The sequence below is a fragment of the Klebsiella grimontii genome, from assembly GCF_900200035.1.
GTDB lineage: Bacteria > Pseudomonadota > Gammaproteobacteria > Enterobacterales > Enterobacteriaceae > Klebsiella > Klebsiella grimontii.
Genome location: NZ_FZTC01000015.1, coordinates 773,669 through 787,928, shown reverse-complemented (window position 1 = coordinate 787,928; position 14,260 = coordinate 773,669). Strand labels below are relative to the sequence as shown.

The window sequence follows — 14,260 nt, the reverse complement described above, 5'->3', positions numbered from 1 at the left end:
TGTGGACGTTCGCTATGTCGTTATTTTCTTTACGCCGGCCAATGCTTAACCGTACGGTCTATTTGATTCTTTTCGCCAGCTATATCGGTCTGGTGCTGAATATCGCTTTCTATCGCCAGGCGTTTACCCTGCTGCCGGTCAACGGTCTGCACAACTGGCTGGTGTTCCTCAGTATGCCGATTGTGGCCATCAGCGTGATGAATATCATCACCACGATAGCGTCGTTCCTGAAGCTTGACCGCCTCGTCATCAGCCTGTTTATTTTGCTTAGCGCCTCGGCCCAGTATTTTATCTGGACCTTCGGGGTGATTATCGATCGGGCGATGATCACCAATATCCTCGATACCACGCCCGCCGAAAGCTTTGCGCTTCTCTCCGGCAGAATGGTCCTGATACTGGGTCTCACCGGCGTTCTGGCGGTGGTCGCGGCCTGGTGGGTTAAAATCCGCAAACCGGCAACCCTGTGGCGCAGCGTGGCGATACGGCTGGCGAGCATCGTGGTTTCAGCGCTGCTGATTATTCTGGTCGCGGCATTTTTTTATAAGGATTACGCCTCGCTGTTTCGCAATAACAAAGAGCTGGTGAAGTCCCTGAGCCCGTCAAACAGCATTGTGGCGGTGAATTCATGGTATGCGCATAACAGAATGGACAATCTTCCGCTGGTCAAAATTGGCGAAGACGCGGTTCAGAAACCGGTGATGCGCAGCGGACCGCGGAAAAACCTGACCATCGTGGTATTAGGCGAAACCTCAAGGGCGGCCAACTTTTCCCTGAACGGCTACGCCCGCGAGACCAACCCGCGCCTGAAACAGGATAATGTTATCTATTTCCCCGATACGACCTCTTGCGGCACCGCGACTGCGGTTTCCGTACCGTGCATGTTCTCTAATATGCCACGCGCCCACTATGATGAAGAGCTGGCGCACCACCAGGAAGGCGTGCTGGATATCCTGCAGCGGGCGGGAATTCAGGTGCAGTGGAATGATAACGACGGCGGCTGCAAAGGGGCCTGTGACCGGGTGCCGCATCAGAACGTCACCGATCTCAAGCTGAGCGGCCAGTGCATCGACGGCGAGTGCTACGATGAGGTGCTATTCCATAACCTGGATAGCTATATCGACAATCTTCAGCAGGACGGAATTATCGTTCTGCACACCATCGGCAGCCACGGTCCGACCTACTACAATCGCTATCCGGCGCAGTTTAAACAGTTTACGCCGACCTGCGATACCAACGAAATTCAGAGCTGTACCCAGCAGCAGCTCACCAATACCTACGACAATACGATTTTGTATGTCGATTATGTGGTCGACAAAGCGATAAAATTACTGCAGTCAAAGCAGGATAAATTCACCACCAGCCTGGTGTATCTGTCGGATCACGGCGAGTCGCTTGGCGAGGATGGGGTATATTTGCACGGGCTGCCGTGGTCCATCGCGCCGGAGACGCAAAAACACGTCCCGATGCTGCTGTGGCTGTCCGCGGATTATCAACAGCGCTATGGCGTCTCCAGCCAGTGCTTGCAGCAGAAAGCGAAAACGCAAGCGTATTCGCAGGATAATCTCTTCTCCACCCTGCTCGGTCTGCTCGGGGTCAGCACCCGCGAATACCAGGCAACAGACGATATTTTAACGCCATGTAGAGAGGCAGGCCGATGAAAATTTTAGTCATTGAAGACGATGCGCTCCTGTTACAGGGATTAATCCTGGCGATGCAAAGCGAGGGCTACGTCTGCGACGGCGTGTCAACCGCCCACGAAGCCGCGCTCTCTCTGGCCAGCAATCACTATAGCCTGGTGGTCCTCGACCTCGGCCTGCCGGATGAGGACGGCCTGCACTTCCTGGCGCGTATGCGGCGGGAAAAATTCAGCCAGCCGGTGCTGATCCTCACCGCCCGTGATACCGTTGATGACCGCATCAGCGGTCTGGATACCGGCGCGGATGACTACCTGGTTAAGCCGTTTGCGCTGGAAGAGCTTAACGCCCGTATTCGCGCCCTGCTGCGTCGTCACAATAATCAGGGCGATAACGAACTGACCGTCGGCAATTTACGCCTGAACGTCACCCGGCGGCTGGTCTGGCTCGGCGAGCAGTCTCTGGATTTAACCCCCAAAGAGTACGCCCTGCTTTCTCGTCTGATGATGAAGGCGGGCAGCCCGGTGCATCGCGAAATTCTCTATAACGACATTTACAGCTGGGACAACGAACCGGCCACCAATACGCTGGAGGTGCATATCCATAATCTGCGCGATAAGGTCGGCAAATCACGCATCCGCACCGTCCGGGGCTTTGGCTATATGCTGGTTGATAACGCGGAGACGGAATAACGCTATGGCTTTTTTTGTCAGTGAAAACTGGACCATGCGTCATCGGCTGCTGCTGACAATTGGCGCAATCCTGGCGGTGTGCCAGTTGATCAGCGTGTTCTGGCTGTGGCATGAAAGCCAGGAACAGATACAGCTGCTGGTCGCCAGCGCCATCGAAGGGCATAACAATCAGAAGCATATTGAGCATGAGGTTCGCGAAGCGGTAGCCAGCCTGCTGATCCCGAGCCTGCTGATTATTGGCCTGGCGCTGTATATTTCCCTGCTGGCGGTTAAAAAAATCACCAGGCCGCTTTCCCGACTGCAGCTCGAGCTGGAAAGCCGTACCCCGGATAATCTGCAGCCTATCGCGCTGAAAGAATCGGTTCCTGAAGTGACCGCAGTGACCACCGCGATCAATCAGCTGGTATCCCGCCTGAATTTAACCCTCGATCGCGAGCGCCTGTTTACCGCCGACGTCGCCCATGAGCTGCGCACGCCGCTGGCCGGGCTGCGGCTGCACCTGGAGCTGCTGGCGAAAGTGCACGGCGTTAACGTGGCTCCGCTGATACAGCGTCTCGATCAAATGACCAACAGCATTACTCAACTGCTTCAGCTGGCGCGCGTCGGCCAGTCATTCTCCGCCGGTAGCTATCAGCAGGTTGCGCTAAAAGAGGATGTTTTCGAGCCGCTGCAGGACGAGCTCGAGACGATGCTGCAACAGCGCCAGCAGAAGCTGGTGTTCAGTGATAAAGAGGGTGAAGCGGTGGTTTCGGGCGACGCCACGCTGGTGCAGGTGATCCTGCGCAATCTGGTGGAAAACGCCCATCGCTATAGCCCGACGGGGTCGACGATTAAAGTGTCGATAGCGCCCGGCCCAACGCCAATTCTGGCGGTCGAAGACGAAGGCCCGGGAATCGATGAGGCGAAAAGCGGTGAATTAAGCAAAGCGTTCGTTCGCATGGACAGCCGCTACGGCGGTATTGGTCTTGGGTTAAGCATCGTCACCCGCATCGCCCAGCTGCACGACGCGCAGTTCTTTTTACATAACCGTCAGCCCGGCCCCGGCGTTCGCGCCTGGGTACTCTTCCCTAAAGCTTCGCGTCAGAACGTCAGCACCCACTGATGGAAAAAGGCAACGACGATAACAAACGCGCAGGTGACTGCCAGGTATTCGCGGAAGGTTAATTTTTGCATGGCGCTATCCTCAGTAAAGTGAGGATAGTTTCGCCAAACAAGATTAAGCCAACATTAAGCATCACGGAAAATCACGGCAGAGGGGCAATAAATAACCAAAGCGTTCTGGCCACCTCGTTTTGACGCATGTGCTCGCTTTTCTGTCGGGTGGCGGCTAACGCCTTTTCCGACCTACGAAAAACACATCCTGTCCATCACCCCGAAGACCGTAAGGCCCGGCGATAACTCCGCTACGACGCGGCGATAAACAGCTCGCGCAGCTGGTGAAGCTGGTCGCGAATTTGCGCCGCCTCTTCGAACTCCAGGTTCTGCGCGTGCTGCATCATCTGCCCTTCCAGTTCGTGAATCTTCTGCTGAAGCGCCTTCGGCGTGAGGGCGACCGTATCCGCCTCAACCGGAGAGCGGGACTTGCCGCGCCCCTTGGTTTTGGTTTTCGCGATATTCTGACCGAGCGCCAGAATATCGACCACTTTCTTGTTGAGCCCCTGCGGAACAATGCCGTGCTCTTCGTTATACGCCTGCTGCTTCTCACGGCGGCGCTCGGTTTCACCGATCGCTTTCGCCATCGACGGGGTGATTTTATCGCCGTAGAGAATCGCTTTACCGTTGATGTTGCGCGCCGCGCGGCCAATGGTCTGAATCAGCGAGCGTTCAGAGCGCAGGAAGCCTTCTTTATCGGCGTCCAGGATCGCCACCAGCGAGACTTCCGGCATATCCAAACCTTCACGCAGCAGGTTGATGCCCACCAGCACGTCAAACTCGCCGAGGCGCAGGTCGCGGATAATCTCCATGCGCTCCACGGTGTCGATGTCCGAGTGCAGGTAGCGAACCCGCTCGCCGTGCTCTTCCAGATATTCGGTTAAATCTTCCGCCATCCGTTTGGTCAGCGTCGTGACCAGCACGCGCTCGTTGATCGCGGTGCGGAGGCGAATTTCCGAGAGCAGGTCGTCGACCTGGGTGCCTACCGGACGCACCTCGATGATCGGATCCAGCAGCCCCGTCGGGCGAACAACCTGGTCCACCACCTCGTCGCCGGATTTATCCAGTTCATAGGCCCCCGGCGTCGCCGAAACGTAGATCGTTTGCGGCGCCAGGGCCTCAAACTCTTCAAACTTCATTGGCCGGTTATCGAGCGCCGACGGCAGACGGAAACCATACTCCACCAGCGTCTCTTTACGCGCCCGGTCCCCGCGGTACATGCCGCCGATTTGCGGGATCGTTACGTGGGATTCATCGATCACCAGCAGACCATCGGCCGGCAGGTAGTCAAACAGCGTCGGCGGCGGCTCGCCCGGGCCGCGGCCCGACAGGTAGCGCGAGTAGTTTTCAATCCCCGAACAGTAGCCCAGCTCGTTCATCATTTCGAGGTCGAACTGCGTACGCTGGCTTAGACGCTGCTCTTCCAGCAGCTTGTTGTTCTCCAGCAGCACCTTACGCCGCTCCGCCAGTTCCACTTTAATCTCTTCCATCGCCTGGACGATGCGCTCGCGCGGGGTGACGTAGTGGGTCTTCGGGTAGACGGTGAAGCGCGGGATCGTCGACTCGATATGACCGGTCAGCGGATCGAATAGCGACAGGCGCTCAACTTCCTCATCGAACAGCTCAACGCGCAGCGCGACGTCGTCAGATTCCGCCGGGAAGATATCAATCACTTCGCCGCGCACGCGGAAGGTACCGCGCTGGAAGGCCTGATCGTTGCGGGTATACTGCAGCTCGGCCAGGCGGCGCAAGATAGCGCGCTGGTCAATGATCATGCCCACCGTCAGGTGCAGCATCATCTTCAGATAGAGGTCCGGGTCGCCCAGGCCGTAAATAGCGGAGACCGACGCCACCACCACCACGTCGCGACGCTCCAGCAGGGCTTTGGTCGCCGACAGACGCATCTGTTCAATGTGTTCGTTCACCGACGCATCTTTCTCGATGAAGGTGTCCGAGCTTGGTACGTAGGCTTCCGGCTGGTAGTAGTCGTAGTAGGAGACGAAATACTCCACCGCGTTCTCCTGGAAGAACTCTTTCATCTCGCCGTAAAGCTGCGCCGCCAGGGTTTTGTTCGGCGCCAGCACCATCGTCGGGCGCTGCAGGTCAGCAATAACGTTGGCGATAGTAAACGTTTTACCTGAGCCGGTTACCCCGAGCAGCGTTTGATGCGCCAGGCCATCTTCCAGCCCCTCTTCCAGGCGACGAATGGCTTCCGGCTGGTCGCCGGAGGGACGGAAAGCAGAATGCAGCTTGAACGGTTTACTCATCAATCAGAACCTGAAGAAGGGTTGAATGGCAGGTGTTTAATTCTACTCGTCAGCTCAGCTTTTGCCAATAAAAAATACTGGATATAAAGCCAGTACCCTATTATCGTATCCGGGCTAATTCGCGCTTTTTACCGCCAACATGGGCAAATAAAAAGCGCTTTACGGGATAATCCGCCACTCTGTAGGGTTATCCCCAAAAAGTATTGTCATTTAACATTTGTCAAGCGAGAGGATGAATGTTTTATGGCAGCCGGTGACACTTTTCTTACAGGCATTGCTTTTATCTAATCAATTGATATTAAATATAATTTAATAAAAGACGGGTTTCGCGCCAATTCGCCCGCAGGCCGCGTACTCTCTAGCTTACCGCAAGTTTTCTAACTCTAATGCACAAGGTTATCCACAGGAATAGTGGATAACTGTCTGCAGCCCATGACCCGTGCTACCCGCACAAAACCGATCGCCTCGGCAAAAACCGTCGCGAAAAAAATTAATTGAATTTTTTTTGCTGTTTATCGACGAAGAGCAGCGAGATTTTTTGCACCACATTTCAGCGCGCGGGCACCGGGAAAGTGCAAGGTCGAACCGCTTTCGCCCGGCAGCACCTGTATAGACCAGCAAATACCGAGAGTTCTTTTTCCTGGCAAGAGATTTGCAGAATCTTCTTGTCGCCTGCTATCCCAGGAAAGGAGAAAACGTCTATGTTGAGTCTACGTGCCGTGAATCACTATTACGGAAGCCAGCACACGCTGTGGAATGTCGACCTCGAGCTCAGGCCCGGTAAATGCACCTGCGTAATGGGGCTTCAGGGGATGGGTAAAACCACGCTCGTCAACTGCATTACCGGCCATCTGCCGGTGGCCAGCGGCAGTATGACCTGGCAGGACGGCGGATCGGCGCCCTATGACCTGATGCCGCTCTCCGCGCAGTCGCGCAGCGCCATCGGCATTGGCTACGTCCCGCAGGATAAACGGATCTTTTCGCAGCTGAGCGTCGAGGAAAATCTGCATATCGCCCTCGCGGCGGGCGGCGAACCGGCGTCAGCGGTCGCCGGAGAGATTTACGATCTGTTTCCCGAGCTGTACGCTCTGCGGCAAAGTAAAGGGATTACCCTGACCGCCGACGACCAGTACCAGCTGGCGCTGGCGAGAGCGCTGATAACCCGCCCGCGCCTGCTGATCCTCGACGAGCCTTCGCGCGGCGGCGGCCAGCGTTTCCTGCACAAGCTCGGGGATTTACTGATGCGCCTGAACCGCGATATTGGCCTGACGGTGCTGATCGCCGAACAGCATCTGCCGTTTATTCGCCGGGTGGCGGATCGTTTCTGTCTACTGCACTGCGGACGCAGCGTCGCTCAGGGCGACGTTAACCAGCTGGATACTCCGCTGCTGGCGAAGTGGATGACGCCCGATCCAGCGCGCTGAGGTCGAGATACTGCCCCAGATCCTCACGCTGAACCGCATTCGCCAGCCACGGGATCTCGCCGAGCAACGGCGCGGGCAGTACGCGCTTCAGCGTCGCCAGATACTCAGAGTGGCGCCTGCCCGGCGGCTGGATATCATTGGCTATCCAACCCGCCAGCGGCAGCCCGGCCTGAAGCACCGCCTGAGCGGTAAGCATCGCATGGTTGATGCACCCCAACTTAACGCCAACCACTAAAATCACCGGCAGCCGCTCTTCCCGTACCCAATCGGCAAAGGTCAGCGTCTGCGAAAGCGGCGTAAACCAGCCCCCCGCCCCTTCCACCAGCAGCCAGTCAGACAGCGCTTCCAGACCGCGCAGGCCTGTAGAGATCGCGGCGGCGTCGATCGGCCTCCCTTCTTCAGCGCTGATAATATGCGGTGACGTCGGCTCAGCAAAGGTAAACGGGTTGACCTGCTCGTAGCGTAGCGCCACCCGGCTATTGCGCTGTAAAGCCAGCGCATCCTCGTTGCGCAGCCCCTGCGGCGTATATTCGCTGCCGGAAGCCACCGGTTTGTAGCCCGCGCTCTTAAATCCTTCGCGGTTGGCCGCCTGCAGCAGAGCGCAGCTGGCGACGGTTTTACCCACTTCGGTGTCGGTACCGGTAACGAAAAAACGTTTAATCACGTTCGATAACTCCTGTGAAAAGATGATACGTCAGCGGACACTGGCCCTGCTGCTGCGGCCAGGCGAGCTGAAGCTGCCGCAGCTTGCCGCGGCTGAGCGTAGCTGCGCCGCGCCCGTGGTGTAGATGGGTCGCGCCAATGCCTTTAAGCGAGCGCATCGCGCTGAGCGCGTCGGCAAACGGCAGCGTGATGGCGTGGACGTGGCCGCTGGCGCGGCGACCGGCCAGCGCCTGACGCACCGCCTGCTCGCTGAGAAAACGGTTGGCGTGCGGCCGCGCATCGATGGCTCGCCAGGCCTGATTGAGCTCCGGCAATGAACCAGACAGCAGCGTACTAAACGCGACGCGCCCGCCGGGGCGTACCACCCGGGACAGCTCATCAATGGCGGTAGCGAGATTGTCGCACCACTGAACCGCAAGGTTGCTCCACGCCAGGTCAACGCTGCCGTCCGCCAGCGGGAGCGCTTCGATGTCGCCCTCGACGTAGCGGTGCGCGCAGTTTCCGCGGCGGGCTTCCGCCAGCATGTCGACGGAAAGATCCAGCGCCGTCACCCGGCTCCCTGCATCGCGCCAGAAACGGCTTACGCTACCGGGGCCGCAGCCCGCGTCCAGCACTTCAGGAAAGGTCTTGATATCGAGCTGTTCCAGCAGCAGAGAGGCGCTTAGACGCTGTAATTCGTCGTGCTGGGTGTAATGCCCCGCCGCGCGGCCAAACGCCGCCGCGATGGCGCGCTTATTCACCGCCGTCATGCAGCACCTCCAGCAGGCGGGCGATATCGGCGGATTTATGCGCGGCGGTCAGCGTCAGGCGCAGCCGCGCGCTGCCGACGGGGACCGTCGGCGGGCGGATTGCCGTCGCCCAGCAGCCTTCCTCGCGCAGGCGGGCGGCCAGCCGCAGCGCGCGGGCGTTGTCGCCGACAATCAGCGGCTGAATCGCGCTGCCAGAATCGGTGAGTTCGCCGGGATAGCGGGTCATTCCCCGGCGAAAGTCGGCGATATGGCCGGCCAGCGTTTCCCGCCGCTCCTGACCCTCGTCGCCGCGAATAACCTCCAGCGCGGCGCTCAGCGCCACCGCCTGCGCCGGGGGCATGGCGGTGCTGTAAATCAGATGGCGGGCAAACTGCAGCAGATAATCCGCCAGCACCTCGCTGCACAGCACCGCCGCGCCGCTGACGCCGAACGCTTTCCCGAAGGTGACGATAAGCAGATCCGGGCGTACCTGCTGCGTATGGCAGCTGCCGCGCCCCTCTTCGCCGAGCGCGCCGATACCGTGCGCGTCGTCAACCAGCAGAAGCGCGCCCGCGGCCCGCGCCGCCTGGCACACCTCCGCCAGCGGCGCGCTATCGCCGTCCATGCTAAAAATGCCTTCGGTCACCACCAGCTGCTGGCCGGTAAGCGGTTTCGCCAGCAACTCGTCAAGATGGCGGCAGTCATTGTGCTGAAAGCGCCGCAGCTGCGCCGGACTCAGGCTGGCGGCTTCCAGCAGCGACGCGTGGCTGAGACGGTCGGCGACAATCCGATCCTCTTTGCCCGCCAGCGCGGCAATCACCGCCTGGTTCGCGGCAAAGCCGGAAATAAACAGCAGCGCGCGCGGATAGCCCAGCCAGTCGGCCAGCTGCTCCTCCAGCGCGCGGTGCGCCTCGCTATAGCCGCTGACGTGGCCGGAGCCGCCGCTGCCGACGCCGTAGCGCTCCGCGCCCTGCTGCCAGGCTTTGACAATAGCCGGATGCTGGCTGAGGCCAAGATAATCGTTGCTGGAAAAATTGAGCCAGCGCCGTCCTTCGCGGCTGAGCCAGCGTCCTGCGCCCAGCGTCACCGGCAGGCGACTGCGCAAGGCATCCGCCGCCCGCCGCTCCTCCAGCGCCAGCTCGATGCGGTGCTGCCAGCTCATAGCGCCGCCGCGTTGTAATATTCCTCGGTATCCGGATTCATCAGCGCCTGCTCCAGGCGCTGCTGCTGGGCGTTATCGCCTTCCAGCACCGCGGTCTGCTGCGGGTTAATCCCCAGCTTGCGGAACAACTGCAGGTCTTTGTCCTCTTCCGGGTTTGGCGTGGTCAGCAGCTTGCAGCCGTAGAAAATCGAGTTCGCTCCGGCCATAAAGCACAGCGCCTGGGTCTGTTCGTTCATCTGTTCGCGCCCGGCGGAGAGGCGCACGTGCGAGGTCGGCATCATGATGCGCGCAATGGCGATAGTGCGGATAAAATCAAAAGCGTCCACGTCGTCGTTGTCCGCCAGCGGCGTGCCTTTAACCTTCACCAGCATGTTGATCGGCACACTTTCCGGCGGCGTCGGCAGATTGGCCAGCTGCAGCAGCAGCCCGGCGCGGTCTTTAACCGTTTCGCCAAGCCCGACAATCCCGCCGGAGCACACTTTAATCCCGGCATCACGCACCTTGTCGAGGGTGTCCAGGCGCTCCTGGTAGGTACGGGTGGTGATGATATTGCCGTAGAATTCCGGCGAGGTATCAAGGTTGTGGTTGTAATAATCCAGACCGGCGCCGGCCAGGCGCTGCGCCTGGCTATCGTCGAGCGTACCGAGGGTCATGCAGGCTTCCAGCCCCAGCGCTTTCACCCCTTTCACCATCTGCTCAAGATACGGCATATCGCGGTCGTTAGGGTTCTTCCACGCCGCCCCCATGCAGAAGCGGGTTGAACCGGCTTGTTTCGCCTGTCGCGCCGACTCCAGCACCTGTTCAACTTCCATCAGGCGTTCGGATTCAAGGCCGGTTTTATAGCGTGCGCTTTGCGGGCAGTATTTGCAGTCTTCCGGGCAGGCACCGGTTTTAATCGACAGCAGCGTGCTGACCTGAACCTGGCGCGGGTCAAAGTGCTGACGATGGATCTGCTGCGCTTCAAACAGCAGGTCCAAAAATGGTTTATTAAATAACTCAGTGACTTGCGACATTGTCCAGCGTGGGTGGTGAGCCATTAGCCTCTCCAAAGGGTTTTGTTAATTGTCGGTTCGGTTTATACTCGTAAACCTAAATGTTTTCAAAATGGTTTACAAGTCGATTATGACAATGGACGATCTCGCTTTCGATCGGCGCCACATCTGGCACCCTTACACTTCAATGACTTCGCCGCTGCCGGTCTATCCGGTGGTGGCCGCCCACGGCTGTGAGCTGACCCTCGCCGACGGCGGGCAGCTGGTTGACGGCATGTCGTCCTGGTGGGCGGCCATTCACGGCTACAACCACCCGCGGCTGAACGCGGCGATGAAAGCGCAGATTGAGCAGATGTCGCACGTGATGTTCGGCGGGATCGTTCACCCTCCCGCGATCGCCCTGTGCCGCCAGCTGGTGGCGATGACGCCGGAAAGCCTTGAGTGCGTATTCCTCGCCGATTCCGGTTCCGTCGCCGTTGAAGTGGCGATGAAAATGGCGCTTCAGTACTGGCAGGCGAAGGGCGACCCGCGCCGGCGCTTTCTCACCTTCCGCAACGGCTATCATGGCGATACCTTCGGCGCGATGTCGGTCTGCGATCCGGCGAACTCAATGCACAGCCTGTGGCAGGGTTATTTACCCGATAATCTCTTCGCCCCGGCGCCGCAAAGCCGCTTTGACGGCGAGTGGGATGAGCGGGATATCGTGCCGTTCGCCCGACTGATGGCCGCCCATCGTCATGAAATCGCCGCGGTGATCCTCGAGCCGATTGTCCAGGGCGCGGGCGGCATGCGGATGTACCATCCCGAATGGCTCAGGCGGATCCGCAAGATGTGCGATCGCGAAGGCATTCTGCTGATTGCCGATGAGATTGCCACCGGCTTTGGCCGGACGGGTAAGCTGTTCGCCTGCGAGCACGCGGGTATCGCGGCGGATATTCTGTGCCTCGGCAAAGCGCTGACCGGCGGCACCATGACGCTCTCCGCCACCCTCACCACCCGTCAGGTGGCGGCAACCATCAGCGACGGTCAAGCCGGCTGCTTTATGCACGGCCCGACCTTTATGGGCAACCCGCTGGCCTGCGCGGTGGCGACCGAGAGCCTGCGCCTGCTGGAAAGCGGCGAATGGCTGCAGCAGGTGGCGGCCATTGAAGCGCAGCTCAACGCCGAGCTGGCGCCGGCGCGCGAATCAGAGCAGGTTGCCGACGTGCGGGTACTGGGAGCGATTGGCGTGGTCGAGACGCATCGATCGGTCAACATGGCCGCCCTGCAGCGCTTTTTCGTCGAGCAAGGCGTGTGGATCCGCCCGTTCGGTCGCCTGATCTACCTGATGCCGCCGTACATCATTACGCCGGAGCAGCTGAGCCGCCTGACGCGGGCGGTTAACATCGCTGTTCAGGATGAAACATTTTTTAGCGAATAAGAGACGGTAAAGGCGCGGCTCACGCGCTACACTTCTTTGCTAATCAGTGAATTAATGCGAGGAAAGACGATGAAATTAATCAGTCATGATTTGCAGGATGGCGAGAAGCTGCCCAATCGTCATGTCTTCAACGGCATGGGCTACGATGGCGATAATATTTCGCCGCATCTGGCGTGGGACGATGTCCCGGCCGGAACCAAAAGCTTTGTGGTGACCTGTTTCGATCCCGATGCGCCGACCGGCTCCGGCTGGTGGCACTGGGTGGTGGCCAACCTGCCGGCCGATACCCGCGTGCTACCGCAGGGGGCGGGCTCCGGACAGGCGGAACTGCCCGAAGAAGCGATTCAGACCCGCACCGATTTTGGCCAGGCCGGATACGGCGGCGCGGCGCCGCCAAAGGGCGAGACCCATCGCTATATCTTTACCGTCCACGCGCTGGACGTCGAAAAGATTGCCGTCGATGAGGGCGCAAGCGGCGCGATGGTCGGCTTTAACGTCCATTTCCACAGCCTCGGCAGCGCATCGATTACCGCCCTGTTTAGCTAACGATCCCGGATTGCGGCGTAAACGCCTTATCCAGGCTACAGGTGAGTGCGATTTGGTAGCCCGGGTAAGGCGTCAGCCGCAACCCGGGAAAACCAAAACAATAACTACTCTGTTACCGCCAGCACGGCGTTTTTGCGCACCCGCGCAAACCACACCGCCGTCAGCAGTCCAAGCCATACCAGACCGGCGATCAGCGCAATCCGCGTCTCCTCCACCATTCCCAGCACCGCGATGACCAGCCCCATAAACAGCAGCGTCAGCAGCGGGGCAACCGGCCACAACGGCACCGGGAACGCGATATTGCCGCGCTCTTCAGCGGACAGGCCGCGACGCATCGCAAAGTGAGCCAGCAGGATCATCACCCAGACCCATACCGTCGCGAAGGCCGCCAGTGAGGCAATCAGCACAAACACCTGCTCCGGCATCAGGTAGTTCAGCACCACCGCCGCCAGCAGCGCCACGCCCATCACCACCACCGTCATCCACGGCACGCCGTTGCTGGCGATACGCTGGAAGCTCTTCGGCGCCAGCCCCTCTTTCGCCATACCGTACATCATGCGCCCCGCGCCGAAAATATCGCTGTTGATCGCCGAAATACTGGCGCTGATGACGATGATATTCAGGATGGTGGCCGCCGCTGGAATACCCAGACCATCAAAAATCAGCACGAACGGACTGCCCCGCTCGCCGAAGCTGTTCCACGGGAATATCGCCATCAGAATGGCCAGGGTGCAGACATAGAACAGCACGATACGCAGCGGGATAGTGTTGATCGCCTGCGGGATCACCTTCTGCGGATTCTTCGCTTCCGCCGCGGTCACGCCGATAATCTCGACGCCGCCAAAGGCGAACATCACGATACCGAGCGAGGCAATAATCCCCTCCCAGCCGTTAGGGGCAAAGCCGCCGTGGCTCCATAGGTTCTCCAGCCCGGTTGCCGGGAAAGCGTTACCGAACCCGAAGAAAATAATGCTGCCGCCCGCCACAATCATGGCGATAATCGCCACCACTTTAATCAACGACAGCCAGAACTCCATCTCGCCAAAAACGCGCACGCTGCACAGGTTCATGGCGCCGATAAAAAAGATAATGCTCAGCACCCAGATCCAGCGCGGAACATCGGGATACCACAGCCCCATATAGATGCCGAAAGCGGTAACGTCCGCGAGGGCGACGATCACCATTTCAAAAGTGTAGGTCCAGCCGGTGATAAACCCCGCCAGCGGGCCAAGATACTGGCGCGCGTAGCTGCTGAAGGAGCCGGAAACGGGGTTACGCACCGCCATTTCCCCCAGCGCGCGCATCACGATAAACACCGCCGCGCCGCCGATCAGATAGGCCAGCAGTACCGCCGGACCCGCGGCTTTGATCGCCGATGCCGAGCCGTAAAACAGCCCGGTACCGATGGCGGAGCCGAGCGCGATAAAACGAATGTGCCGGGCGTTCAGCCCGCGCAGCAGGTGTGGCTTGTTTTGTTGTTGCATATGCAAGTGTCCTGATAGTTTTTATACGACGACAAATATGCGTGTAGGGCGGCCGGGAAGAAGCGATCCTCCCGGCGCGGGTACAGAGAACAGCGA

General features: G+C 59.3%; 12 protein-coding genes. 6 read left to right on the top strand and 6 right to left on the bottom strand.

Annotation, left to right across the window (positions count from 1 at the left end):
- Positions 1-14: 14 nt before the first annotated feature.
- The 3 genes from eptA to pmrB are packed head-to-tail and all read left to right on the top strand — an operon-like array spanning position 15 to position 3,428.
- Complete coding sequence (gene eptA, locus KOSB73_RS11505) at positions 15-1,658, top strand: phosphoethanolamine transferase EptA (RefSeq protein WP_049130062.1); 1,644 nt, start codon at positions 15-17, stop codon at positions 1,656-1,658.
- Positions 1,655-2,326, top strand: a complete 672-nt coding sequence (gene pmrA / locus KOSB73_RS11500; RefSeq protein ID WP_004135258.1) for a two-component system response regulator PmrA — start codon at positions 1,655-1,657, stop codon at positions 2,324-2,326. The genes eptA and pmrA overlap by 4 nt, the downstream gene beginning before the upstream one ends.
- A gap of 4 nt (positions 2,327-2,330) precedes the next feature.
- A complete protein-coding gene (pmrB, locus tag KOSB73_RS11495; protein WP_098140518.1) occupies positions 2,331-3,428 on the top strand; it encodes a two-component system sensor histidine kinase PmrB in 1,098 nt (365 codons plus the stop codon).
- A gap of 301 nt (positions 3,429-3,729) precedes the next feature.
- On the opposite strand, the gene uvrB is transcribed toward pmrB, so the two are convergent.
- Positions 3,730-5,745, bottom strand: a complete 2,016-nt coding sequence (gene uvrB / locus KOSB73_RS11485; RefSeq protein ID WP_098140517.1) for an excinuclease ABC subunit UvrB — start codon at positions 5,743-5,745, stop codon at positions 3,730-3,732.
- 701 nt (positions 5,746-6,446) lie between these two features.
- Here uvrB and KOSB73_RS11480 point away from each other — a divergent pair.
- A complete protein-coding gene (locus tag KOSB73_RS11480) occupies positions 6,447-7,169 on the top strand; it encodes an ABC transporter ATP-binding protein (RefSeq protein WP_004135264.1) in 723 nt (240 codons plus the stop codon).
- On the opposite strand, the gene bioD is transcribed toward KOSB73_RS11480, so the two are convergent.
- From bioD to bioB, 4 genes are read right to left on the bottom strand one after another with little or no spacing between them, the layout of a single operon-like run.
- Complete coding sequence (bioD, locus tag KOSB73_RS11475; RefSeq protein WP_004135266.1) at positions 7,111-7,833, bottom strand: dethiobiotin synthase; 723 nt, start codon at positions 7,831-7,833, stop codon at positions 7,111-7,113. The two genes, KOSB73_RS11480 and bioD, sit on opposite strands and share 59 nt — an antisense overlap.
- Positions 7,826-8,581 (bottom strand): malonyl-ACP O-methyltransferase BioC, encoded by a 756-nt coding sequence (gene bioC, locus KOSB73_RS11470; protein ID WP_024360143.1) that lies wholly within the window; start codon positions 8,579-8,581, stop codon positions 7,826-7,828. The genes bioD and bioC overlap by 8 nt, the downstream gene beginning before the upstream one ends.
- Positions 8,565-9,722: an 8-amino-7-oxononanoate synthase gene (bioF, locus tag KOSB73_RS11465; RefSeq protein ID WP_098140516.1), complete on the bottom strand. Its 1,158-nt coding sequence runs from the start codon at positions 9,720-9,722 to the stop codon at positions 8,565-8,567. Before bioF ends, bioC begins: the two co-directional genes overlap by 17 nt.
- Positions 9,719-10,759, bottom strand: a complete 1,041-nt coding sequence (gene bioB, locus KOSB73_RS11460; protein WP_024360145.1) for a biotin synthase BioB — start codon at positions 10,757-10,759, stop codon at positions 9,719-9,721. Before bioB ends, bioF begins: the two co-directional genes overlap by 4 nt.
- Positions 10,760-10,844: 85 nt before the next feature.
- Here bioB and bioA point away from each other — a divergent pair, with 85 nt between their 5' ends.
- Together bioA and KOSB73_RS11450 are read left to right on the top strand one after the other, a co-directional pair.
- Positions 10,845-12,134, top strand: coding sequence for an adenosylmethionine--8-amino-7-oxononanoate transaminase (bioA, locus tag KOSB73_RS11455; RefSeq protein ID WP_049086706.1), 1,290 nt, complete (start codon positions 10,845-10,847; stop codon positions 12,132-12,134).
- A 69-nt stretch (positions 12,135-12,203) separates the two neighbouring features.
- Entirely contained in the window at positions 12,204-12,680 is a 477-nt protein-coding gene (locus KOSB73_RS11450) for a kinase inhibitor (protein ID WP_004132457.1), read from the top strand.
- A 104-nt stretch (positions 12,681-12,784) separates the two neighbouring features.
- Here KOSB73_RS11450 and KOSB73_RS11445 read toward each other — a convergent pair whose 3' ends face one another.
- Positions 12,785-14,164 carry an amino acid permease gene (locus tag KOSB73_RS11445; protein ID WP_049086687.1) on the bottom strand — a complete coding sequence of 460 codons (1,380 nt, stop codon included), beginning with the start codon at positions 14,162-14,164 and terminating at the stop codon, positions 12,785-12,787.
- Positions 14,165-14,260 lie beyond the last annotated feature (96 nt).

What these genes read in the sequence shown, in the direction of transcription:
- eptA (WP_049130062.1), top strand. Translation starts at nt 15, where the DNA reads ATGTCGTTATTTTCTTTACGCCGGCCAATGCTTAACCGTACGGTCTAT.
- pmrA (WP_004135258.1), top strand. Translation starts at nt 1,655, where the DNA reads ATGAAAATTTTAGTCATTGAAGACGATGCGCTCCTGTTACAGGGATTA.
- pmrB (WP_098140518.1), top strand. Translation starts at nt 2,331, where the DNA reads ATGGCTTTTTTTGTCAGTGAAAACTGGACCATGCGTCATCGGCTGCTG.
- uvrB (WP_098140517.1), bottom strand. Translation starts at nt 5,745, where the DNA reads ATGAGTAAACCGTTCAAGCTGCATTCTGCTTTCCGTCCCTCCGGCGAC.
- KOSB73_RS11480 (WP_004135264.1), top strand. Translation starts at nt 6,447, where the DNA reads ATGTTGAGTCTACGTGCCGTGAATCACTATTACGGAAGCCAGCACACG.
- bioC (WP_024360143.1), bottom strand. Translation starts at nt 8,581, where the DNA reads ATGACGGCGGTGAATAAGCGCGCCATCGCGGCGGCGTTTGGCCGCGCG.
- bioF (WP_098140516.1), bottom strand. Translation starts at nt 9,722, where the DNA reads ATGAGCTGGCAGCACCGCATCGAGCTGGCGCTGGAGGAGCGGCGGGCG.
- bioB (WP_024360145.1), bottom strand. Translation starts at nt 10,759, where the DNA reads ATGGCTCACCACCCACGCTGGACAATGTCGCAAGTCACTGAGTTATTT.
- bioA (WP_049086706.1), top strand. Translation starts at nt 10,845, where the DNA reads ATGACAATGGACGATCTCGCTTTCGATCGGCGCCACATCTGGCACCCT.
- KOSB73_RS11450 (WP_004132457.1), top strand. Translation starts at nt 12,204, where the DNA reads ATGAAATTAATCAGTCATGATTTGCAGGATGGCGAGAAGCTGCCCAAT.
- KOSB73_RS11445 (WP_049086687.1), bottom strand. Translation starts at nt 14,164, where the DNA reads ATGCAACAACAAAACAAGCCACACCTGCTGCGCGGGCTGAACGCCCGG.